The sequence below is a fragment of the Pararhizobium sp. LjRoot238 genome, assembly GCF_964252955.1.
GTDB lineage: Bacteria > Pseudomonadota > Alphaproteobacteria > Rhizobiales > Rhizobiaceae > Pararhizobium.
On the sequence record NZ_CAXUPP020000001.1, the window covers coordinates 2,049,939 to 2,069,603 of the forward strand.

The following is a 19,665-nucleotide window of genomic DNA, read 5'->3' on the forward strand; positions in this document are numbered from 1 at the left end:
AAATTCGTGAGGAGATGGCCCGCGGACGCTTCATCGATACCATAAGACGAATTAGGTCGGAGCTGCGCTGGGGCCGTGGCCGTCCACCACGAACAGCCGGATAGAGTGCGATTTCGACATCATTGGGCCTCTAACAGGCCTGGGCATTCATACACGAGAGCCCGCTCTTTGCTGGTAGCAACGGTGATAGCAAGAGTTGCGCGACTTTTGCTACCCTTCTGTGGACGCCTAGACTGCTTAACACCGCCCGCAGGAATGAGGTAGGCATACCCTTGAGCCCAACGTAACGGGCCGCGTCACGAACGAAAGAACTTTTCAGCCGCCGACTTGCTTGCCGATTTGCTTGCTCTTTCCGCTTCAAGGCGCGCGATTTCCTGTTTCAGCATCTCGATACGCAATGCGAGCTCTTCGGCCGAAAGAAGCGAGAGGTCACAGCCGATTTCGTGGGCCGGTTGTTTCCTTGGTTGGTCGTCGTCAAACAGGCTCATGCGAACCTCCGTTCGGGCTCGTCGTCGCTTTTTTCCTCGAGAGGGGCAGCCCGCGGCGACAGTTGCAGGCTCTCCGGCGTCGTGAGCGTGCCGGAGGTCGAGTATGCATCGCGTTCCGATGCCGGTACAGCGGCGCGCATGCGGCTGCGGAAGATGGCATAGGCGGTGATCAGCACATGGGCGCAGGCGGTGATCATGAACAGGCCGTAGGGGCCGGTGACGGTCATGATAGGGCCGCCGATGGTCGGGCCGATGATGGTGCCGATGCCGTAGAGCAAGAGCAGGCCGCCGGAAATCTTGACGAAGTCCTCCGGTGTGGCGAAGTCGTTGGCATGCGAGACGGCAATCGGATAGAGCGCATTGGCGGTCGCGCCGTAGACGCCGACGAGCGCGATCAGGAGAACCACGCCGGTCGGCTCGACCAGGAAGATCAGTGCGCCGGCAATCGCGGCGACGGCTGCAAGGGCGGCCAGCACGTAGCGCCGGTCGATCATGTCCGAGAGGCGCCCGGCGGGGAACTGCATCACGGCGCCAGCGAAGATCGTCGTGCTCATCATCAGCGCGACATCGCTATCGGTAAGTCCCACCTGACGGCCGAAGACGGCGCCGAGCGTGCCGTAAGCGCCATTGGCGATGCCAATGAGCAGGATGCCGAGGAAGGAGATCGGTGAGTTGCGATAGAGCGCCGGCAGGTCGAGGCTGACCTGTTTCAGCGGTTGCGGCAAGGCGGCGGTCGACAGGAGGGTCGGGAGCATCGCCAGGCAATAGACGATGCCGGCGCACATGAAAAACAGCGTCGTCGATGTATCGCCGAAGGGGATCATCAATTGGCCGCCGACGACACCCATCAGGGTGATGGCGATGTAGAGCGAGAAGATCGCACCGCGGCTCTCATTGGTGGCGCGCTCGTTCAGCCAGCTTTCGATGATCATCGAGGTTCCTGCCGTCGAGAAGCCGGTGAAGGCGCGTAGCGCCACCCACCAGATCGGATCGACGAGAATGCCGGTCAAAAGCGCGATGATCGCCAGGATGGAGGCAAAGCAACTGAAGGCGCGCACATGGCCGGCGCGCTTGACGATCGTCGGCGCAAGCAGACAGCCGAGCACGAAGCCGCTGGCCCAGGAGGTGCCGAGCAGGCCGAGCAGCGTCGTCGAATACCCTTCCGTCGTGCCGCGCACCGGCAGCAACAGGCTGTGCAATCCATTTCCAAGGAAGAGAAACAGCGTTCCAAGCAGAAGAGAGGCGACGGGAAGAAGGTTTTTTCTCATGTGAAATCCGCTGGTTCCGGGTTGCGCCGAAAGGTAGGGCGATGCCACTACAATTGCCAGCCGGAAATTTTTATTGAGTGAGATTGGAAAAGACGTTCTAACCCTGTTCGCGCGCAAAAGTGACGCGCGTGTGACGGCCTGAAGTCCTGCCGAGCTCTTTTCCACAAATGAGAAAAACAATGTCGAAAGCGTTAACGGTGGTCCTGCTTCTGGCCATGGTGATCCAGATCCTGAAGCCGCTCAATCTGCCAGGATTGCGCCAGCGCCGCGACTTCTGGAGGATCGCCGTTTTTGCGATTGCCGTAATGATGCTGACGGTGCTGGTCCGGCCCTAAAGCCTGATGATGCCGTTCATGACGGCGACGCAGCGCCCGGCGATCCGCACGCTGCGAACCAGCCCATCCGATTTGCGCACGTTCAGTTCTATCAGGCTCCGGCGCCCCATCTCGACACCCTGTTCGATGGTGATGTCGATGTCGAGGTCGCTGGCCGGCTGCAGTGAGGCGAGGAGCGCGCCCAGCGCCCCGGAGGCGCTGCCGGTTGCCGGATCCTCGATGACATTGTCGAGCGGGGCGAACATCCGGGCGCGGAGATGCCATGGATGATCCGGCAGGCGCGTGTAGAGAAAGAGGGCGAACTGCTCGTCTTCGGGCGAGAACCGCCGGCCGGCCTCGGCAAAGGCCGCGGTGTTCGGGCAGGCGCGCGCGAGTGTTTCGAGACCGATCACTTCAGCAACCGCAAAAGGCAGGCCGACGGAAGCGATGATGGGCGCGTGAGTTTCCGTGCGAATGGCTCGAACGTCGATCGAGGCGCAGCGGGCGATGGTGTCGGTGTCGACCTGCGGTCCCAGCGACAGCGGTTGCGGCGCAAGAATTCCAGCGCCGATGGCGCGTCCGCCGTCGTCACGTATCAACGCCGTCTCGACGACGCCTGCCTTTTCTTCGAAGCGAAGCACGTTTCCAGGAGCCTTGCCGAAAACATCCGTCTGGCCGCCGAGCACGAAGGCGGTGCCGACGTTTGGATGTCCCGCGAAGGGAATTTCCATTGTCGGCGTGTAAATCCTCACCCGCGCCGTATTGGCGGGATCTTCCGGCGGAAGGACAAAGGTCACTTCGGAGTAACGGAACTCTGCCGCAATGAGCTGCATCTGTGCATCGGACAGCCCGCGCGCATCCGGGATCACCGCAAGCTGGTTTCCGGAAAACCGTTCGCCGGTGAAAACATCGACGGTAATATAGTTGATGCTGTCCATGGCTGCTTGCTCTCGGTCCGGTTGAGGCCTGATCAAGGGATAACGGAGAGCGAAAGCCGCGCGAAGCGCGTTCTTGTCACCCGGACAATTGAGATTCGCGTTCGCGGAAGGACGGCGCCGCGATGATCAAGTGCCTCATGGCAAGGCACGGTAGATGCCGACAAAGAAAGCCCGGCCGCTTCCGCGGACCGGGCTTTCTCCCCTCCCTGTAACTTGAATCAGGCGGCCCGTTCGAATTCCTTCTTCCAGCCGCCCGTTGCGGCGAGGCTGCACATCTTTGCGCGGTGCGTAAAGGCGCGTTGGCCGGCGGCGACGTTTTCCGGCTTGCCGCCCCAGGCAGCCAGCGCCTCGGTCTGCAATGCGCGGCCATAGGAGAAGGTCATGCCCCAGGGCAGGTCGTAACCGGCCTTCATGGCGGAGAGATGAGCTGTCGCTTCCTCGGTGGACTGGCCGCCGGACAGGAAGGCGATGCCGGGAACGGCGGCGGGCACGGTGCGTTTCAGGACCTTCACCGTGCGCTCGGCGACTTCGGTGACCGATGCCTGCCGAGCCTTCTTGCCGTCGATGATCATGCTGGGCTTGAGGATCATGCCTTCCAGGCTGACGCGCGCGTCACTCAACTCTTCGAACACGATGCGCAGCGTTTCTTCGGTGACTTCTTCCGAGCGGTCGATTGAATGGTTGCCGGGTGCACCGTCCATCAGCACTTCCGGTTCAACGATCGGCACGATGCCGGCTTCCTGGCAGAGGGCTGCGTAGCGGGCCAGCGCCTGCGCATTGGCCTTGATCGCGCCGAAGCTCGGCAGGACATCGGATACGGAGATCACGCCGCGCCATTTGGCGAAACGGGCACCGGCGTCATAATAGGTCTTCAGGCGGCCGGCCAGGCCATCGAGGCCTTCGGTGATCGTCTCGCCCGGGAATTTTGCCATCGGCTTGGCGCCGGTATCGACCTTGATGCCGGGAACGGCACCCGCAGCGCGGATGATGTCGACGAAGGGCGTGCCGTCTGCCGCCTTCTGGAACAGGGTTTCCTCATAGAGGATGACGCCGGAAATATAGGCCTTCATGGCCTCGTCGGCGCGAAACAGCATCTCGCGATAGTCGCGGCGCGATGTTTCGGTCGAGGCAAGGCCGATCGTGTCGAAGCGCTTGCCGATCGTCGCAGTGGATTCGTCGGCGGCCAACAGGCCCTTGCCGGTCGCCACCATGGCTGCTGCAATGTCTTCAAGTCTTTCGCTCATATGCGTTCTCCTGATTATCCTACGGCTCGCCGATAGCAGAAGAATAGGGCAACGAAAATGAAAGTTAAATTGTTTAAAACGATTAAAATAAATTTAATCGTTTGAAATGTTGGGATTATTTTTGCGGTGCATCCAAATTCAGGTGCGGTGCAACAAAAAACCCCCGGCCCAAAGGCCGGGGTGGTGGAAACCGACAAGCAGTTGCCGGCAGCGCCGCTTGGTTACTTCTGCTGGTGCAGGACGTCGACGCCCGGCAGCGGTTTGCCTTCCATCCATTCGAGGAAGGCGCCGCCCGCGGTGGAGACGTAGCTGAGGTCGTCGGCCACTTCCGCGTGGTTCATCGCCGAGACCGTATCGCCGCCGCCGGCGACGGAGACGAGCGCGCCGCTCTTGGTGCGGGCCGCCGCGTGCTTGGCAACGGCAACGGTCGCCTTGTCGAATGGCGCGATCTCGAAGGCGCCGAGCGGGCCGTTCCAGACGAGCGTCTCGGCCTTGCTCACCCAGTCGTTGACGGCAGCGATCGACTTCGGACCGACGTCGAGCACCATGGCGTCGGCCGGGATCGCTTCGATATCGACCACTTCATTGTCGGCGCCGGCCTTGAACTCGCGGGCAACGACGCCGTCGACCGGGAGCACGATGGCGCAGCCGGCGGACGCGGCTTCCGTCATGATCTGCTTGGCGGTGCCGGCAAGGTCATGTTCGCACAGCGACTTGCCGACATTGGTGCCGCGCGCGGCGATGAAGGTATTGGCCATGCCGCCGCCGATGACGAGGGCATCGACCTTCTTCACGAGATTCATCAAAAGGTCGATCTTGGTCGAGACCTTGGCGCCGCCGACGATGGCGACGACCGGACGCTTCGGGTTGCCGAGGCCTTTTTCCAGCGCCTCAAGTTCTGCCTGCATGGTGCGGCCGGCATAGGCCGGAAGCAGGCGGGCGAGACCTTCGGTCGAGGAATGGGCGCGGTGGGCGGCGGAGAAGGCGTCATTGACATAGATGTCGCCATTGGCGGCAAGCGCCTTGGTGAACTCCGCGTCATTCTTTTCCTCGCCCTTGTGGAAGCGGGTGTTTTCCATGAGCAGGACATCGCCGTCGTTCATGCCGGCAACAGCCGCCGCTGCCTTCTCGCCGATGCAATCGGCGGCAAAGTGGACGCGCTGGTCGAGGATATCCTCGACAGCAGGCGCGATCAGCGACAGCGACATGTCCGCGACGGGTTCGCCCTTCGGGCGGCCAAAATGGGCGAGCAGGATGACCTTGGCACCCTTTTCGGAAAGTTCGCGGATGGTGGGCACGACGCGTTCGATGCGGGTCGCGTCGGTCACCTTGCCGTCCTTGACCGGAACATTGAGATCGACGCGGACAAGCACGCGCTTGCCGGCGATGTCGGTGAGGTCGTCGAGGGTCTTGAAAGTCATGATCGGTCTCCGGTCACAGTCTCTGGAAAAGGGTGGGATAATCCGTCACCAGCCCGTCATCGTCCACCGGCAGTTCCACTATAAAGGAGCGGTCTTCTGCCTCGTAGCGATAGAGCCGGTCTTCCGCGAGGCAAGTGTAGTTCTGGCCGTCGGGAAAGGGCTCCAACGTGTCGAAGGGCACATAGAGCATGGTGAGCTTGGCGATACCGTCCTCGGGCTTCAGGCCGAGGCGGCGAATAGGCAGCGTGTTGGTAAAGGGCGTTCCGGCAAGATCGATATCGATGCAGCCGTCGAAGGCGGGAAGGGCGCTACCGTCCGCATCGCGCCAGTGACCTTTGCTGTCGGACATGAGTGAAAGCCGTTGGCCTTCAGTCGTTTCGATGGTGAAGGCGAGGACGGTCCAATGCGGATCACAGTCGATAATATAGCGGACGCCATAGGGGCGGCCGCCGCGTTCGCCGATCAGCACGCTCGAAGCGCGGATGCCCGCGTCGCCGGTGGGGCCGATCGTCAGATGTTCGAGCCCTTCCCCCTCAAGCGGACGCCAGCGTACCGTTTTTAGGGAAAGGGAGCGGAACATGGCGTTTTAGATCAGCTTTGCCATTGCAACGGCCGTGTCGGCCATGCGGTTGGAGAAGCCCCATTCATTGTCGTACCAGCTGAGGATACGCACGAACTTGCCTTCCAGAACCTTGGTCTGGTCGATGGCGAAGATCGAGGAGTGGCTGTCGTGGTTGAAGTCGCGGGAGACCAGCGGCTCGTCGGTGTAGCCGAGGATACCCTTCAAGGCGCCGTTGGAGGCTGCCTTGATGGCGTCCGTGATTTCCGCAACTGTGGTGTCGCGCTTGGCGACGAACTTGAAGTCGACGACCGAGACGTTCGGGGTTGGTACGCGGATCGAGGTGCCGTCGAGCTTGCCCTTGAGGTGTGGCAGGACGAGGCCGACGGCCTTGGCGGCACCGGTCGATGTCGGGATCATCGACAGGGCGGCTGCGCGGGCGCGGTACAGATCCTTGTGCATCGTGTCCAGCGTCGGCTGATCGCCGGTATAGGAATGGATCGTCGTCATGAAGCCATGGTCGATGCCGACGACGTCGTCCAGGGTCTTGACGACCGGAACCAGGCAGTTGGTCGTGCAGGATGCGTTGGAGATGACCAGGTGTTCCTTGGTCAGCTCATTGTGGTTGACGCCGAAGACGACGGTCAGGTCAGCCCCGTCGGCCGGCGCCGAAACGATGACGCGCTTGGCGCCCGCCTGAAGGTGAAGGGCAGCCTTGTCGCGGGCGGTAAAGATGCCGGTGCATTCGAGCGCGATATCGACGCCCATTGCGCCATGCGGCAGGGTTGCCGGGTCCTTGATCGCCGTGACCTTGATCGGCTTGCCGCCGGCAACGCTGATCGTGTCGCCTTCGACCTTCACGTCAGCCGGGAACTTGCCATGGATCGAATCGTAGCGCAGCAGATGCGCATTGGTCTCGACCGGGCCGAGATCGTTGATGGCGACGACTTCGATGTCGGTGCGGCCGGATTCGACGATGGCGCGAAGGACGTTGCGGCCGATGCGGCCAAAGCCGTTGATGGCAACTTTTACAGTCATTTCAGGTCTCTCCCTGTCAAAGTTTTCGGATGGAAACGAAGCACGCCTTGGGGTGCGCGCTCCGCGAAGGGTATATCAGGCCAGCTTGGCTTCAGCGGCGGCGACGATCGCCTCCACCGTGATGCCGAAATGCTTGAACAGATCCTTGGCCGGGCCGGACGCGCCGAAGGAGTACATGCCGATGAAATCGCCATCCGAGCCGATGAAATAATCCCAGCCCTGACGGACGGCCGCTTCGGCGGCGATCTTCACCGGCGCATCGCCGATGACGGCCTTGCGATAGGCTTCCGGCTGTTCGGCGAAGAGTTCGAAGCACGGCACGGAGACGACACGGGCAGCAATGCCCTTGCCGTTCAGGTCGGCCGCTGCCTTGACGGCCAGCTCGACTTCCGAGCCGGATGCGAAGATCGAGACCTTGGCATTGTCGGCGGCGATGAGCTCGTAGGCACCCTTGGCGCAGAGATTTTGAGCCTCGTATTTCAGGCGGGACGGCGCAAGGTTCTGACGGGTCAGCGCCAGGCCAGACGGACGATGCTGCTCCTTGAGCGCCAGTTGCCAGCATTCGGCGGTTTCAACCGCGTCGGCCGGACGGAACATCAGGAGGTTCGGGATGGCACGCAGGGCCGCCATATGCTCGATCGGCTCGTGCGTCGGGCCATCCTCGCCGACGCCGATGGAATCGTGCGTCAGGACGTGGATGACGCGGATACCCATCAGGGCCGCGAGGCGGATCGACGGACGGCAATAGTCCGTGAAGATCATGAAGCCGCCCGAGTAGGGAATGAGACCACCGTGCAGTGCGATGCCGTTCATGGCAGCAGCCATGCCGTGTTCGCGGATGCCCCAGTGCATGTAGCGGCCGGAGAAATCGGTTGGGGTGATCGACTTCATCTGGCTGGTCTTGGTGTTGTTCGACGGCGTCAGGTCGGCCGAGCCGCCAATCGTCTCGGGCAGTGTGCCGTTGATGACTTCAAGCGCGTCTTCGGAAGCCTTGCGGGTGGCGACCGTCGGCGGTGCGTCAGCGATCTTCTTCTTGTAGGCGTCGATGGCGGCATCGAGATTACCCGGCAGTTCGCCGGCGAAGCGGCGGGTGAACTCGGACTTTTTGCCGCTTTCCGTCGCATCCAAGCGGCCTTCCCACTCCCTGCGCGCGCCAACGGAACGTTTGCCCACTGCGCGCCATACTTCGAGAACGTCGGCCGGGACGGTGAAAGCCTCAGCTTCCCAGTCGAGCGCCCTGCGGGTTGCCGCGACTTCCTCGGCACCGAGCGGGGAGCCATGGACCTTATGCGTGCCAGCCTTGTTCGGGGCGCCGAAGCCGATGACGGTCTTGGCTGCGATGAAGGTCGGGCGATCGGACTTCTGTGCAGCCTCGATGGCGGCTGCGATCTGGTCCGGGTTATGGCCGTCGACTTCGATGGTGTTCCAGTGAACGGCCTTGAAGCGGGCGATCTGGTCGGTCGAATCCGAGAGCGAGACGGCGCCGTCGATGGTGATGTTGTTATTGTCCCAGATGAGGACCAGCTTGTTGAGCTTCAGGTGGCCGGCAAGCGCGATCGCCTCGTGGCTGATACCTTCCATCAAGCAACCGTCACCACACAATACGTATGTATAGTGGTTCTGCAGGTCGCTGCCGAATTCTTCGGCGAGCTTGCGCTCGGCGATCGCCATGCCGACGGCATTGGCAATGCCCTGGCCGAGCGGGCCGGTGGTCGTTTCGATGCCCGACGCGTGGCCGTATTCCGGGTGACCGGCGGTCTTCGAGCCGAGCTGGCGGAACTGCCTGAGGTCCTCCATCGTCATGTCTTCGTAGCCGGTCAGATGGAGCAGCGAATAGATCAGCATGGAGCCGTGGCCGGCCGACAGCACGAAGCGGTCGCGGTCTGCCCAGAGCGGGGCCTTCGGATCGAATTTCAGGTAACGGGAGAATAGAACCGTTGCCACGTCGGCAGCGCCCATCGGCAGGCCGGGGTGACCGGAATTGGCCTTTTCGACGGCATCCATGGATAGAAAACGGATCGCATTTGCCATCCGGTCGTGTTGTTTGCGAGAGATCATTGACTGTTCCGCTTGAGTTCGGTGGACAGGGAACGGTCTCTATCCTCCAAAGACCGTACAAGAAAGCGGGTGACACATAGCACCTGCTTCGACGGAGTCAACAAATACGGCCATTTTGAGCACCTCGGTTGAGCCTTTTTCGGCCCCTTTCCGTTGCAGAAGATCAGGTGGCCGCAAGCGATGCAAACCGACCTAAAGGGACGTGATCCACAGCTTCTGCGGACCTGCGAAGCCCTTTCCGTTGTGGAGACATGCCGAATGGGTCTAAGAATGTAACGAGCTTGAAATACAGAGGCCGGACGGCGATTCGAGGCCGTCTGGTGTGTATCGGGAAAGCGTGATGGCGGCAGGAAAGACAGTCAAGGCGGCGATCGAGGAGTTACGCAGCGCAGTCAGCAGCCTCGAGAATGCCATTGACGGGCGCTTTGACCGGGAGCGCGACCGCGGTGAAATCGAAGGCGAGGTTCGCCGGGTCAATACTGACCGGTCTCGGCTGGCGCAGGAGCTCGACCAGTCGCAATTCCGTGCAAACCGACTTGAGGAAGTCAACCGTGAAGTCTCGCGCCGTCTGGTGACGGCCATGGAAACGATAAGGGCAGTGCTGGACCGCTGATGCATGGTCCGCCTGCAGGCAGGTGACGGGAATGGCGCAAGTAACGGTGACGATCGACGGCAAGGCCTATCGCATGGCATGCGAAGAAGGCCAGGAAGATCATCTGACCGAGCTGGCCAACCGCTTCGACCAGTATGTCAGCCATCTGAAATCCCAATTCGGCGAAATCGGCGACCTCAGGCTCACCGTCATGGCCGGCATCATGGTCATGGACGAACTCAGCGAAGTGAACCGCAAGCTGAAAAGCCTGCAGACGGAGACCGACAATCTGAAGCAGGGCCGCGATGCGACCCTGGCCGATCAGCAAAAGGCCGAGGACGCACTGGCCTCGGTGTTATCAGAAGTCACGTCGCAGATCCACGGGATCGCGGCGAAGCTTTCCAGCAAGGCTGCTCCCGCCAACTGAATTTTGAGAAGTTGGGCGTGGGGCACTGGCGCAAGCCGTTGATGCTCTCTATATTCAGCATCGCGGTCTGCCCTTCCCGACAGGACACCACAATCCCTGGGGCCATACTCGATCCAACGGGAGCTGTCCCTGACCTGGCCCGTGGGCTAGGTCACATGGCGCCCACCTACGTTTGTAGGCACCCAGGATCGTAAACCATCCACCGGCTGTGTGGATCGCACTTTTCTCCTTTCCGACGAAAGTCAGCCATGAGCCGTCGGCTGCGCGCGGAACGCCTCGCGAATGGCGTTGGCCATGCCTTCGACGATCCGGTTGTTCGCGCCTCGCGCCCTGGTCTTTAGCACCACATTCGAAAAGTCGATGACGTCGTAGCCGTCCGCGGCCGTCCGCGGCCGTCAGTTCCCGGCACCCGGCGGGGATGCTGCTGCGGGTGAGCGGGGCGATGGCGAGGCCGGAAGTCACGGCGGCGATCAGGCCGTTGCTGGTGCGGCTGATATAGGCGACGCGGCTTTCGATACCGCGTTTCTTCAGGCCCTTCAGCGCCAGAGCGTCGCACCATCCGCCTTTCAGATAAGTGTAGCTGGCGATCGGCACGGGATGGCGCTGGTGGATCTGATGCTGGTCCGACGTCACCCAGACGGTCGGGTCCACCATGAGGACTTCGTTCTTCGCGTGGCCGCCGGGTTCGAAGACGACGGCGATATCGATTTCGCCCGCCTCGAGTGCCGCCAGGTTGGACATCGAGACGCCCTGCTGCACCGTGACCTCGACGCCGGGATGAATGGCGGCGAAATCGCCGAGCGCTTTCGGCAGGGTTGAATTGATGTATTCCTCCGAAATTCCGATTCTTATTGCGCCGTCGAGGGCCGGCAGCCGGATTGACGCCGCCGTATCGTCAAGAAGAGTGACGATACGGCGTGCATTGTCGAGAAGCCGCGCGCCGTGGCCCGTCATATTGACGCCGCGCGATCCGCGCTCGAACAGCGGCTCGCCAAGAATATCCTCCAATTTCTTGATCTGCATGCTGACGGCCGATTGGGTTCGGCCGACCGTCTCCCCCGCCTTGGTGAAATTGCCGCTGTCGGCCACGGCAACGAAGGTTCGCAGGAGGTCGCTTTCAAGAGGAGGAAACATCGCAACAGCCATCGCTTTCTCTAATGGCAGACATCTTCGCAATTCGTTGGATTGATGTCAACGCAAGTCCGATACTCGGCGAGAACACCTCGGAGTTTCGGATATGAAGCACGATCACAGGACACGGCGACGGTCCGTCAGAATGACGGAGTGCTTTTGGCGCAGCATTGAGGAATGGCGGACAAGGCGTCTGGCGCGCCGAGCCCTGGCGGAGATATCACGGCGCGAGAACGCGCATCTGCTCGATGATATCGGGATCGACAGCGCAGACGTCGATTGCAGACGGGATCGCGTGCAACGCCACCGCTTCTGGATGTTATGAAATCAGGTTCATCCGGGCGGCGCGAAAAATCGCTTCGGCGACGTTGCCGGCCCGCAGCTTTTCCATGGCCGTATTGAAGGCTTCCTCGATCCGGTCATGGGCAATGTCGGTTTCGCGGGTGATGTCTTCCCGGGTCCGCCCGCGCGCTGCCAAGGACAGGCAGCGTAATTCCAAGGGATTGAGTTCCGGTAGCATCTTGTCCTTCATGATCTCCGGCCCGCTCTTGAATCGAACAGTTCGCCGCAACGCCGGAAGCGGCCAGCGAACTGTTTTCCGGATGTAAATCGCGTCCTTCTCTGACACGGGCAGCAAAGAGCGCAAAAGCGGAACCGCGTTGCATACAGAACAGACCTCTAATGGTGTGCCAGATTGAGAAAGAGACGTTTTTCGTCGCAAAAAGTTGTACAAGCGACGGTGGCACGGTTTCCCTCTCCTAGTTCGATGCACTAGAAATGAACTCTTGCAGGCAAGAGGGGCAGGCAAGAGGATATGTGCATGACACCCAGGGAACGGAAGGCCGCGTTACGGATGGAGCGACTGGCGCTGCGCGATGCGATGACGCCGGAAGCGCGGATGAAAGCCAGCCTCAAAATGCTCGATCATGCCGGAGATATCATCGAGTTCGAGCCCGGCCAGGTGATCTCGGGTTTCTGGCCGATCCGCTCGGAAGTCGATATCCGGCCGCTGATGGCGCGGCTGCGCGAGCGCGGCGCGCGGCTGTGCCTTCCCGCCATTCTCGACAAGAAGACCATTGTCTTTCGCGAACTCGTGCCCGGTGCCCCGATCATCGAGACGGGTTTCGGCACGAACGGGCCGAGCGAGGATTCGCCGGTGCTCGATCCGGACATCATGCTGGTGCCTCTGTCGGCTTTCGACAGAACCGGTCACAGGATTGGCTACGGCGCCGGATATTACGATCGCGCGATCGAGCGTTTGCGCCGGAAAGGCCATATGCCGAGGCTGATCGGGATTGCATTCGACTGCCAGGAAGTGGCATCAGTGCCCGCGGAGCCACATGATGTGGCGCTGGACGCCCTGCTGACCGAAAGCGGGCTCAGGATCTTCGGGCTAGGAATAAGCAAATATGAGACTTTTGTTTCTGGGTGACATGGTTGGCAAGACCGGCCGAACGGCAGTCTGGGACCGATTGCCCGGTCTGATCAGCGACCTGAAGCTCGATTTTGTCATCGTCAACGGCGAGAATGCCGCCGGCGGCTTCGGCATCACCGAGGACATCTTTCTCGAAACCATCAATGCCGGGGCCGATGTCGTGACCACCGGCAACCATGTCTGGGACCAGAAGGAGGCCGTTACCTTCTGCGAGCGGCACGACCAGTTCCTGAGGCCCGCCAACTATCCAACAGGTACGCCCGGTCGCGGCTCCAATCTCTATTTTGCCCGCAACGGCGCCCGCGTACTCGTCGCCAATGTCATGGGCCGCGTCTTCATGCATCCGGAACTGGATGATCCCTTCAAGGCCGCGGAAGCCATTCTCACCGCCTGTCCGCTGAAGGAACAGGCCGATGCCATCATCTTCGATTTCCACGCGGAAGCGACCAGTGAGAAGCAGTGCTTCGGCCATTTCGTCGACGGTCGCGCCAGCTTCGTCGTTGGCACCCATACGCATGTGCCGACCGCCGACCACCAGATCCTCAATGGCGGAACGGCCTATATGTCGGATGCCGGCATGTGCGGCGACTACGACAGCTCGCTCGGCATGGAGAAGGAAGAGCCGCTCAATCGTTTCATCTCGAAGATGCCGAAAGGCCGCTTCGAGGCGGCGTCCGGCCCTGCCACCATCTGCGGCGTCGGCGTCGAGATTTCCGATCGCACTGGCCTTGCGGAGAATATTGCGCCGCTGAGAATCGGGCCGCGGCTGGCGGAGACGATACCGGCGTTCTGGCGGTAGAACGGTATCTTGCGGGCGAATCCGTCATTGGGTAATAGAGCATGACGTTTGATGACTTCAAAATCGGAACTCTGTTTGACTGCAGCGAGAAACGTTATCTCTGCACTGATATAGGAACGCGAACTATTGTTGCCATTCGGATCGATCGCATCGAAAAATCGACGCACGATCCTGATGGCACAGTCTCGCACGAAATTCTGAATTTCGAGGTTGCTCAATCTGAGGGATGGTTTTCTGGCCCACCGTATGCCGTCAGCGAGATCGTGTTCGATGAAGACGATCTCATGGCATGCGAACTCGTTAATGCGACATGAGTTATTGTCGATCGCAATGACGCGATTGTGAGCAGCCGCACACAATCGCCGCTGGACGTAGCTTTCATCGTGCCTATCCTCAAGGCCCATGCAAATCCTTGACTGCGAGGTGCATGATGTTGCGACACCTTCTCCTCCCATTTGCTGCCATCGCGCTTTTGCATTTTCTCTCACCGATGCCGGCGCATGCGCAGGATTCGGCCCGGCCGATCAGCCAGTGCCAGGCGATTGCGCAGTCTCTTCCAGAGGTCACTTTTGCCAGTTTCAAGCCTTTCTCTGTGCTCAGTGTGCAGGGGGCGGCCAGCGACGAGGTGAAGATCACCTTTGTCGGCCATTCGACATTCCTCATCGAGACGCCTGGCGGCGTGTCGATCGCGACGGACTATAGCGGTTGGTATGCGCCCCCTGAGACGCCGGATGTGGTGACGATGAACAAGGCGCACTCCAGCCACTATACGCTGACGCCCGATCCGGCGATCAAGCATGTGCTGCATGGATGGGGCGACGACGGCGAGCCGGCGGATCACGATGTGGTTATCGCCGACACCTATATCCGCAACGTGACGACCGACATTCGTTCCGGTGGCGGAATGATGGAGCCGGACGGCAACTCCATCTTCATTTTCGAAGTCGCAGGTCTCTGCATCGGCCATCTCGGCCACCTGCATCACGAACTCGATGATAGCGACTATGCCGAGATCGGCCGCCTGGACGTGCTGATGGTGCCGGTCGATGGCGGCCTGACCATGGGCGCCGAAAGCATGAGCCGGGTGGTGACGCGGCTGCGCTCGGCGCTGATCCTGCCGATGCACCGGCGCGGGCCGCCGGTCACGAATTTCCTGCAGATGTTCGGGGATGGTTTCGACAAGAGCTTTGCGACGGAAGCAAGCGTCACGGTTTCCATGCGTTCCTTGCCAAGGAAGCCACTGATTTATATCCTGCAGGGCGTCTGACCCCGGGATGCATCGTCAGGAATCATGGAATGAGATTTTTCGCCGTCTGTACGCTTGCCCTCCTTTCCACGACATCCCTTGCTTTGGCCGAAGGAGCGCCGCCGCCGCGCATGCCGACGGCGGAAGGCGACAAGATCGCGACAGTGCCGGAAACGAAATCTTTCGGTCGGAGGCAAGAATTCGTGCTGCCATCCGGCAATATCGGCTGTGTCTACACGCCGGAGGGTGGAACGGAGGTCTACCAGCCAGCCGACGGCGGCCCGGAACTGTCCTGCGACCGCGTCGCGCCGCGCTATGTTCGGGCGACGCTGTCGCGCGACGGTGCGGCGACCCTTTTAAAAGACGTCGGTGATCGGGGTTGCTGCTCTGCCAGTTCGGTGCTCGACTATGGGGAGACTTGGGCTGCTGGGCCCTTCGCCTGCGTTTCGACGCGGACGGGGCTCTCCTGCGAGCGAAACGATGGCCACTCCTTCTTTCTCAGCCGCAGGCGGCTTAACGCCAACTGAAAAAAGGCCGCACCTGCTGGACGCAAAGCGCCAATGAAACTATAAGGCGCCCAATTCCAAACATGACAAATATGCGAAGAGGGCGCCATGGCCGGCCATTCACAGTTTAAAAACATCATGCACCGCAAGGGCCGTCAGGACGCCGTGCGGTCGAAAATGTTCTCCAAGCTCGCACGCGAAATCACCGTTGCGGTCAAGGGCGGTCTGCCTGACCCGACCATGAACGCGCGCCTGCGCCTGGCGATCCAGAACGCCAAGGCACAGTCGATGCCGAAGGACAATATCGAGCGTGCCATCAAGAAGGGCTCCGGCGCCGATGGTGAAAACTACGAGGCCGTGCGCTACGAAGGTTACGGTCCCGGTGGCGTTGCCGTCATTGTCGAGGCGCTGACCGACAATCGCAACCGCACCGCCTCCAACGTCCGCTCGACCTTCACCAAGGCCGGTGGTGCGCTTGGCGAAACCGGATCGGTTTCCTTCTCCTTCGACCGCGTCGGTGAAATCTCCTACAAGCTGTCGGCAGGCAGTGCAGACAAGGTCATGGAAGCCGCGATCGAAGCCGGCGCTGAAGACGTGACGACAGACGAAGACGGCCACTACATCATCTGCGGGTTCGAGGATATCGGCGAGGTTTCCAAGGCCTTGGAAGCAACGCTCGGCGAAGCAGACATGGTCAAGGCGATCTGGCGGGCTCAAAACACCGTGCCGGTCGACGAAGAGCGTGCGCAGTCGCTGATGAAGCTGATAGACACGCTCGAAGATGACGACGACGTGCAGAACGTCTACACCAACTTCGAAGTCTCCGACGAAGTCATGGCCAAGCTTTCGGCCTGATCGGCCAAATCATTTCCGGTTTTTCAGCCTGGCTCAGACTGCTGACAAAGTCATTTCCTATCATCGGCAGGTCATTGGGGACATTAAGCGACAGCCAAAACCTCCGTCATTCCTGTGCTTGTCACAGGAATCCAGCCAGCCCAAGTCCTTGGGCTGAAAGGTCTTTTGACCCGACAGACGTCGGGTCGCTGGATCCCCGCCACAAGGGCGAGGATGAGGGAGAAAGGGGTGTCCACTTCGTCAAATACCCGTTTTCAGGGGTTGTCAGCAGTCTGGGCCCGGTTTTCAGCCGGCCCTTTTATGCGGCCTTCGTCAGCACCTGTTGCGCCTCGGCAAACAGCCGCACTGATTTCAATCGCGCGCCCATATCGAAGATCGGCATGGAAATGATCAACTCGTCGGCCTGCGTCTGGTCGAGGAAGCGGTCGAGCTTGGTCCTGATCGTTTCCGGCCCACCGACGACCGCATAGGTCATCGTGTGATCGACGAAGATCTTTTCCGTCTCGCTCCACAGCCCGTCCATCGAGGCCACAGGCGGCGGGAATTGGCCGCGCGCATTGCGGCGAAGCGCCACGAAGGATTGCTGCATCGAGGTGAAGAGGTGATTTGCCTCATCATCGGTATCGGCGGCGACGCCCATGATGCCGACCATGGCATGCGGCCGGTCGAGATATTGCGACGGTTCGAAGCGCTCGCGATAGATCTCCAAGGCCGACAAAAGCATATCGGGCGCGAAATGCGAGGCGAAGGCGAAGGGCAGGCCAAGCATGCCGGCAAGATGGGCGCTGAAATGGCTGGAACCGAGCAGCCAGATCGGCACGTTGCTGTTGGCGCCGGGAACGGCAATCAGAGCCTGATCCTCCTTGGCCGGGCCGAGCAAGGCCTGCAGTTCGACGACATCGTTCGGGAAATTGTTGGCGCTCGCCTCCATGTTGCGGCGCAGCGCTGCGGCGGTGCGCATGTCCGTTCCGGGCGCTCGGCCAAGGCCGAGATCGATGCGGCCGGGATAAAGTGCCGCCAGCGTGCCGAACTGTTCGGCGACCACCAGCGGCGAATGGTTCGGCAGCATGATGCCGCCGGAGCCGACGCGGATCGTCTTCGTGCCGGCCGCTACATGAGAAATGACGATCGAGGTTGCGGCACTGGCAATGCCTTTCATGCCGTGGTGTTCGGCCAGCCAGAAGCGCTTGTAGCCGGCCGCTTCCGCCTCCTGCGCCAGCCGGCGGGAATTCTGCAGAGCCTCCGATGCGCTTGACCCTTGGGTGATCGGGGAGAGGTCGAGGATGGAAAAGGGGACCATGGGGAAACCTTCGATCAGCGATTTTGATAGAAGCCCATGTAAGATCGAATTTCGTAAATCCAAGCCTGCCGCGTTGGAGACGATGCAGTTCAGTGACCGTTAAATCATGGGGATGTTTTTGTTTTGTTCACATTTTGCTGGCAGCGTCCCGTTATCGGGAATAGGGTTCAGTATGCAAAACACGATTCGCATCATCGGCATCGATCCGGGGCTTCGCCGTACCGGCTGGGGCATCATCGACACGCTTGGCAACTCCTTGCGCTTCGTTGCTTCCGGTACCGTGACATCCGACGGCGAGATGGACCTCGCCTCGCGCCTTTGCCAGTTGCATGATGGTCTGGCGGAGGTGATTCACAGCCACAAGCCGGACGAGGCTGCCGTCGAGCAGACTTTCGTCAACAAGGATGCGGTGGCGACGCTGAAACTCGGCCAAGCGCGCGGCATCGCCATGCTGGTGCCGGCGCGGGCCGGCTTGCAGGTCTCCGAATATGCGCCGAATGCAGTGAAGAAAGCGGTGATCGGCGTCGGCCACGGCGAGAAGCAGCAGATTCACATGATGCTGAAAATCCTGATGCCGAAGGCCGAATTCAAGGGCAATGACGCGGCCGATGCGCTGGCGATCGCCATCTGCCATGCGCACAATCGCGGTGCGGCACGGATGCGGATGGCCGCGCTCGCGGGTTGATTTGTTCTTGACATGTTCCGTTTTGGCGATTAAGTAATACCCAAGAGGTATTACCATGCGCGTTACTGAAAAAGGCCAGGTCACCATCCCGAAGGAAATCAGAGACCGTCTTGGCATCGTGCCGGGATCGGAAGTGGATTTTGTTGCATCGAACAACGGTGCCTTGTTGGTGCGGGTCGACAATCCGGAGGATCAAAACTCTATCCGAGACTTCGATGATTGGGCCGCGCGCGTCAAAGGGACGTTCGATACCGGCGGCATGAGTACGGACGAGTTTATGGTTTGGCTGAGGGGCGAGCGTGACGATCTCAACCCTCGTTGATACCAATATCTTTATCGACGTACTTGGTCCTGAGACCCCTGTTCGCAGCTGGTCGGTGGCTGCGTTGCGGCAGTCTCTGAGTGACGGAATTCTTGTCCTCAGTCCCGTCGTTTGGTCGGAGCTGGCGGCATCGGCTATTTCCGAAGGCGAATTGATGACCGCCCTGGGGTGGCTTGATGCGAAGCGCGAAAACATACCCTTTGAAGCGGCGTTCCGCGCCGGAAAGGCGCACCGAGCCTATTGTCTCGCGGGCGGTCAGCGGGAAAGGACGCTCCCGGATTTCCTGATCGGCGCCCATGCAGACTGGCGGCGGTATCGTCTTTTGACACGCGATGGCGCTAGATACAGTTCCTATTTTCCTTCCGTCGAACTGATCACGCCGGAAAGCCACCCATGAAGGATTTTGCGCCATGATCGGCAAGCTCAAGGGAACGATCGACGAGATCGGCGACGACCACGTGGTTCTCGACGTACATGGCGTCGGCTATGTCGCCCATTGCTCGTCGCGCACATTGTCGAAGCTCAGCGCTCCGGGCGAGGCCGTCGTTCTGTTCATCGAGACCTATGTGCGCGAGGACCAGTTGCGGCTGTTCGGCTTTCTGACGGCGCTGGAGCGGGAGTGGTTCCGGCTGCTGCAGAGCGTTCAGGGCGTCGGCTCCAAGGTGGCGCTGGCGGTACTCTCGGTTCTGACACCCGGCGAACTGGCGAACGCGATCGCGCTGCAGGACAAAACGTCCGTGTCGCGGGCGCCGGGTGTCGGCCCGAAGGTCGCGGTGCGCATCGTCACCGAGCTCAAGAACAAGGCGCCCGCCTTTGCCGGCGAGGCGGCGGCCAATATCGGCCTGAAGCAGGAGCTTGGCGAAGGCGTTGCCTCCGCACCCGTGGCGGATGCGGTCTCGGCGCTGAGCAATCTCGGCTACTCACGCGATCAGGCGGCAAACGCGGTTGCCGCGGCGTTGAAGAATGGCGGCGAGGGCGCTGACAGCGCCAAGCTGATCCGGCTGGGATTGAAGGAACTGGCGCGATAATACGTTGCTTT

Annotated in this window: 23 protein-coding genes, 1 other RNA gene and 1 pseudogene; 14 read left to right on the forward strand and 11 right to left on the reverse strand. The window is 60.9% G+C overall.

The window, feature by feature from the left end; all coding sequences use genetic code 11:
- Positions 1-296 precede the first annotated feature (296 nt).
- Both ACSQ3F_RS10025 and ACSQ3F_RS10030 read right to left on the reverse strand, forming a co-directional pair.
- Positions 297-488, reverse strand: coding sequence for a DUF1192 domain-containing protein (locus ACSQ3F_RS10025; RefSeq protein ID WP_436100081.1), 192 nt, complete (start codon positions 486-488; stop codon positions 297-299).
- Complete coding sequence (locus ACSQ3F_RS10030; protein ID WP_436100082.1) at positions 485-1,756, reverse strand: MFS transporter; 1,272 nt, start codon at positions 1,754-1,756, stop codon at positions 485-487. The genes ACSQ3F_RS10025 and ACSQ3F_RS10030 overlap by 4 nt, the downstream gene beginning before the upstream one ends.
- A gap of 179 nt (positions 1,757-1,935) precedes the next feature.
- On the opposite strand from ACSQ3F_RS10030, the gene ACSQ3F_RS10035 reads away from it, so the two are divergent.
- Positions 1,936-2,091: a hypothetical protein gene (locus ACSQ3F_RS10035; protein ID WP_436100083.1), complete on the forward strand. Its 156-nt coding sequence runs from the start codon at positions 1,936-1,938 to the stop codon at positions 2,089-2,091.
- Here ACSQ3F_RS10035 and ACSQ3F_RS10040 read toward each other — a convergent pair.
- The 6 genes from ACSQ3F_RS10040 to tkt all read right to left on the reverse strand — a co-directional run bounded on the left by ACSQ3F_RS10040 (position 2,088) and on the right by tkt (position 9,328).
- Positions 2,088-3,008, reverse strand: a complete 921-nt coding sequence (locus ACSQ3F_RS10040; RefSeq protein ID WP_436100084.1) for a PhzF family phenazine biosynthesis protein — start codon at positions 3,006-3,008, stop codon at positions 2,088-2,090. The two genes, ACSQ3F_RS10035 and ACSQ3F_RS10040, sit on opposite strands and share 4 nt — an antisense overlap.
- Before the next feature lie 218 nt (positions 3,009-3,226).
- The gene (locus ACSQ3F_RS10045; RefSeq protein WP_436100085.1) at positions 3,227-4,252 is read right to left on the reverse strand and encodes a class I fructose-bisphosphate aldolase; all 1,026 of its coding nucleotides are present in this window, start codon (positions 4,250-4,252) and stop codon (positions 3,227-3,229) included.
- Positions 4,253-4,473: 221 nt separating this feature from the next.
- Complete coding sequence (locus tag ACSQ3F_RS10050; RefSeq protein WP_436100086.1) at positions 4,474-5,673, reverse strand: phosphoglycerate kinase; 1,200 nt, start codon at positions 5,671-5,673, stop codon at positions 4,474-4,476.
- 13 nt (positions 5,674-5,686) lie between these two features.
- The gene (locus tag ACSQ3F_RS10055; protein WP_436100087.1) at positions 5,687-6,253 is read right to left on the reverse strand and encodes a putative glycolipid-binding domain-containing protein; all 567 of its coding nucleotides are present in this window, start codon (positions 6,251-6,253) and stop codon (positions 5,687-5,689) included.
- A 6-nt stretch (positions 6,254-6,259) separates the two neighbouring features.
- Complete coding sequence (gene gap / locus ACSQ3F_RS10060) at positions 6,260-7,270, reverse strand: type I glyceraldehyde-3-phosphate dehydrogenase (protein WP_436100088.1); 1,011 nt, start codon at positions 7,268-7,270, stop codon at positions 6,260-6,262.
- A 75-nt stretch (positions 7,271-7,345) separates the two neighbouring features.
- Positions 7,346-9,328: a transketolase gene (gene tkt, locus ACSQ3F_RS10065; protein ID WP_436100089.1), complete on the reverse strand. Its 1,983-nt coding sequence runs from the start codon at positions 9,326-9,328 to the stop codon at positions 7,346-7,348.
- Positions 9,329-9,668: 340 nt separating this feature from the next.
- On the opposite strand from tkt, the gene ACSQ3F_RS10070 reads away from it, so the two are divergent.
- From ACSQ3F_RS10070 to ssrS, 3 genes are all read left to right on the forward strand, one after another.
- A complete protein-coding gene (locus tag ACSQ3F_RS10070) occupies positions 9,669-9,941 on the forward strand; it encodes a DUF4164 domain-containing protein (RefSeq protein ID WP_037164145.1) in 273 nt (90 codons plus the stop codon).
- Positions 9,942-9,972: 31 nt separating this feature from the next.
- Positions 9,973-10,347 carry a cell division protein ZapA gene (locus tag ACSQ3F_RS10075; protein WP_436100090.1) on the forward strand — a complete coding sequence of 125 codons (375 nt, stop codon included), beginning with the start codon at positions 9,973-9,975 and terminating at the stop codon, positions 10,345-10,347.
- Positions 10,348-10,408: 61 nt separating this feature from the next.
- A non-coding RNA gene (gene ssrS / locus ACSQ3F_RS10080) (6S RNA) lies at positions 10,409-10,568 on the forward strand.
- Between the two features lie 21 nt (positions 10,569-10,589).
- Here ssrS and ACSQ3F_RS10085 read toward each other — a convergent pair.
- Both ACSQ3F_RS10085 and ACSQ3F_RS10090 read right to left on the reverse strand, forming a co-directional pair.
- Positions 10,590-11,493: pseudogene (locus ACSQ3F_RS10085) on the reverse strand (LysR family transcriptional regulator).
- Positions 11,494-11,797: 304 nt separating this feature from the next.
- Complete coding sequence (locus ACSQ3F_RS10090) at positions 11,798-12,010, reverse strand: transcriptional regulator (RefSeq protein WP_436100091.1); 213 nt, start codon at positions 12,008-12,010, stop codon at positions 11,798-11,800.
- 288 nt (positions 12,011-12,298) lie between these two features.
- Between ACSQ3F_RS10090 and ACSQ3F_RS10095 the strand changes: the two genes are divergently transcribed.
- The 6 genes from ACSQ3F_RS10095 (at position 12,299) to ACSQ3F_RS10120 (ending at position 16,319) form a co-directional block, all read left to right on the forward strand.
- Positions 12,299-12,910, forward strand: coding sequence for a 5-formyltetrahydrofolate cyclo-ligase (locus ACSQ3F_RS10095; RefSeq protein WP_436100092.1), 612 nt, complete (start codon positions 12,299-12,301; stop codon positions 12,908-12,910).
- Positions 12,888-13,712, forward strand: coding sequence for a TIGR00282 family metallophosphoesterase (locus ACSQ3F_RS10100; protein WP_436100093.1), 825 nt, complete (start codon positions 12,888-12,890; stop codon positions 13,710-13,712). Before ACSQ3F_RS10095 ends, ACSQ3F_RS10100 begins: the two co-directional genes overlap by 23 nt.
- Before the next feature lie 41 nt (positions 13,713-13,753).
- Positions 13,754-14,026: a hypothetical protein gene (locus ACSQ3F_RS10105; protein ID WP_436100094.1), complete on the forward strand. Its 273-nt coding sequence runs from the start codon at positions 13,754-13,756 to the stop codon at positions 14,024-14,026.
- A gap of 113 nt (positions 14,027-14,139) precedes the next feature.
- The gene (locus ACSQ3F_RS10110) at positions 14,140-14,979 is read left to right on the forward strand and encodes an MBL fold metallo-hydrolase (RefSeq protein ID WP_436100095.1); all 840 of its coding nucleotides are present in this window, start codon (positions 14,140-14,142) and stop codon (positions 14,977-14,979) included.
- 29 nt (positions 14,980-15,008) lie between these two features.
- Entirely contained in the window at positions 15,009-15,485 is a 477-nt protein-coding gene (locus ACSQ3F_RS10115; RefSeq protein ID WP_436100096.1) for a hypothetical protein, read from the forward strand.
- A gap of 87 nt (positions 15,486-15,572) precedes the next feature.
- Complete coding sequence (locus ACSQ3F_RS10120) at positions 15,573-16,319, forward strand: YebC/PmpR family DNA-binding transcriptional regulator (protein WP_436100097.1); 747 nt, start codon at positions 15,573-15,575, stop codon at positions 16,317-16,319.
- Between the two features lie 298 nt (positions 16,320-16,617).
- Here ACSQ3F_RS10120 and ACSQ3F_RS10125 read toward each other — a convergent pair whose 3' ends face one another.
- Complete coding sequence (locus ACSQ3F_RS10125) at positions 16,618-17,619, reverse strand: LLM class flavin-dependent oxidoreductase (protein ID WP_436100098.1); 1,002 nt, start codon at positions 17,617-17,619, stop codon at positions 16,618-16,620.
- 172 nt (positions 17,620-17,791) lie between these two features.
- Between ACSQ3F_RS10125 and ruvC the strand changes: the two genes are divergently transcribed.
- The 4 genes from ruvC to ruvA are packed head-to-tail and all read left to right on the forward strand — an operon-like array spanning position 17,792 to position 19,654.
- Positions 17,792-18,304, forward strand: coding sequence for a crossover junction endodeoxyribonuclease RuvC (gene ruvC / locus ACSQ3F_RS10130; protein ID WP_436080127.1), 513 nt, complete (start codon positions 17,792-17,794; stop codon positions 18,302-18,304).
- 55 nt (positions 18,305-18,359) lie between these two features.
- Positions 18,360-18,626 (forward strand): AbrB/MazE/SpoVT family DNA-binding domain-containing protein, encoded by a 267-nt coding sequence (locus ACSQ3F_RS10135; protein ID WP_436100099.1) that lies wholly within the window; start codon positions 18,360-18,362, stop codon positions 18,624-18,626.
- A complete protein-coding gene (locus ACSQ3F_RS10140) occupies positions 18,604-19,023 on the forward strand; it encodes a type II toxin-antitoxin system VapC family toxin (protein ID WP_436100100.1) in 420 nt (139 codons plus the stop codon). Before ACSQ3F_RS10135 ends, ACSQ3F_RS10140 begins: the two co-directional genes overlap by 23 nt.
- A gap of 13 nt (positions 19,024-19,036) precedes the next feature.
- Positions 19,037-19,654: a Holliday junction branch migration protein RuvA gene (gene ruvA / locus ACSQ3F_RS10145; protein WP_436100101.1), complete on the forward strand. Its 618-nt coding sequence runs from the start codon at positions 19,037-19,039 to the stop codon at positions 19,652-19,654.
- Positions 19,655-19,665: the final 11 nt, after the last annotated feature.

Coding starts and splice junctions, on each gene's coding strand:
- ACSQ3F_RS10025 (WP_436100081.1), bottom strand. CDS start 488: ATGAGCCTGTTTGACGACGACCAACCAAGGAAACAACCGGCCCACGAA.
- ACSQ3F_RS10030 (WP_436100082.1), bottom strand. CDS start 1,756: ATGAGAAAAAACCTTCTTCCCGTCGCCTCTCTTCTGCTTGGAACGCTG.
- ACSQ3F_RS10035 (WP_436100083.1), top strand. CDS start 1,936: ATGTCGAAAGCGTTAACGGTGGTCCTGCTTCTGGCCATGGTGATCCAG.
- ACSQ3F_RS10040 (WP_436100084.1), bottom strand. CDS start 3,008: ATGGACAGCATCAACTATATTACCGTCGATGTTTTCACCGGCGAACGG.
- ACSQ3F_RS10045 (WP_436100085.1), bottom strand. CDS start 4,252: ATGAGCGAAAGACTTGAAGACATTGCAGCAGCCATGGTGGCGACCGGC.
- ACSQ3F_RS10050 (WP_436100086.1), bottom strand. CDS start 5,673: ATGACTTTCAAGACCCTCGACGACCTCACCGACATCGCCGGCAAGCGC.
- ACSQ3F_RS10055 (WP_436100087.1), bottom strand. CDS start 6,253: ATGTTCCGCTCCCTTTCCCTAAAAACGGTACGCTGGCGTCCGCTTGAG.
- gap (WP_436100088.1), bottom strand. CDS start 7,270: ATGACTGTAAAAGTTGCCATCAACGGCTTTGGCCGCATCGGCCGCAAC.
- tkt (WP_436100089.1), bottom strand. CDS start 9,328: ATGATCTCTCGCAAACAACACGACCGGATGGCAAATGCGATCCGTTTT.
- ACSQ3F_RS10070 (WP_037164145.1), top strand. CDS start 9,669: ATGGCGGCAGGAAAGACAGTCAAGGCGGCGATCGAGGAGTTACGCAGC.
- ACSQ3F_RS10075 (WP_436100090.1), top strand. CDS start 9,973: ATGGCGCAAGTAACGGTGACGATCGACGGCAAGGCCTATCGCATGGCA.
- ACSQ3F_RS10090 (WP_436100091.1), bottom strand. CDS start 12,010: ATGAAGGACAAGATGCTACCGGAACTCAATCCCTTGGAATTACGCTGC.
- ACSQ3F_RS10095 (WP_436100092.1), top strand. CDS start 12,299: ATGACACCCAGGGAACGGAAGGCCGCGTTACGGATGGAGCGACTGGCG.
- ACSQ3F_RS10100 (WP_436100093.1), top strand. CDS start 12,888: ATGAGACTTTTGTTTCTGGGTGACATGGTTGGCAAGACCGGCCGAACG.
- ACSQ3F_RS10105 (WP_436100094.1), top strand. CDS start 13,754: ATGACGTTTGATGACTTCAAAATCGGAACTCTGTTTGACTGCAGCGAG.
- ACSQ3F_RS10110 (WP_436100095.1), top strand. CDS start 14,140: ATGATGTTGCGACACCTTCTCCTCCCATTTGCTGCCATCGCGCTTTTG.
- ACSQ3F_RS10115 (WP_436100096.1), top strand. CDS start 15,009: ATGAGATTTTTCGCCGTCTGTACGCTTGCCCTCCTTTCCACGACATCC.
- ACSQ3F_RS10120 (WP_436100097.1), top strand. CDS start 15,573: ATGGCCGGCCATTCACAGTTTAAAAACATCATGCACCGCAAGGGCCGT.
- ACSQ3F_RS10125 (WP_436100098.1), bottom strand. CDS start 17,619: ATGGTCCCCTTTTCCATCCTCGACCTCTCCCCGATCACCCAAGGGTCA.
- ruvC (WP_436080127.1), top strand. CDS start 17,792: ATGCAAAACACGATTCGCATCATCGGCATCGATCCGGGGCTTCGCCGT.
- ACSQ3F_RS10135 (WP_436100099.1), top strand. CDS start 18,360: ATGCGCGTTACTGAAAAAGGCCAGGTCACCATCCCGAAGGAAATCAGA.
- ruvA (WP_436100101.1), top strand. CDS start 19,037: ATGATCGGCAAGCTCAAGGGAACGATCGACGAGATCGGCGACGACCAC.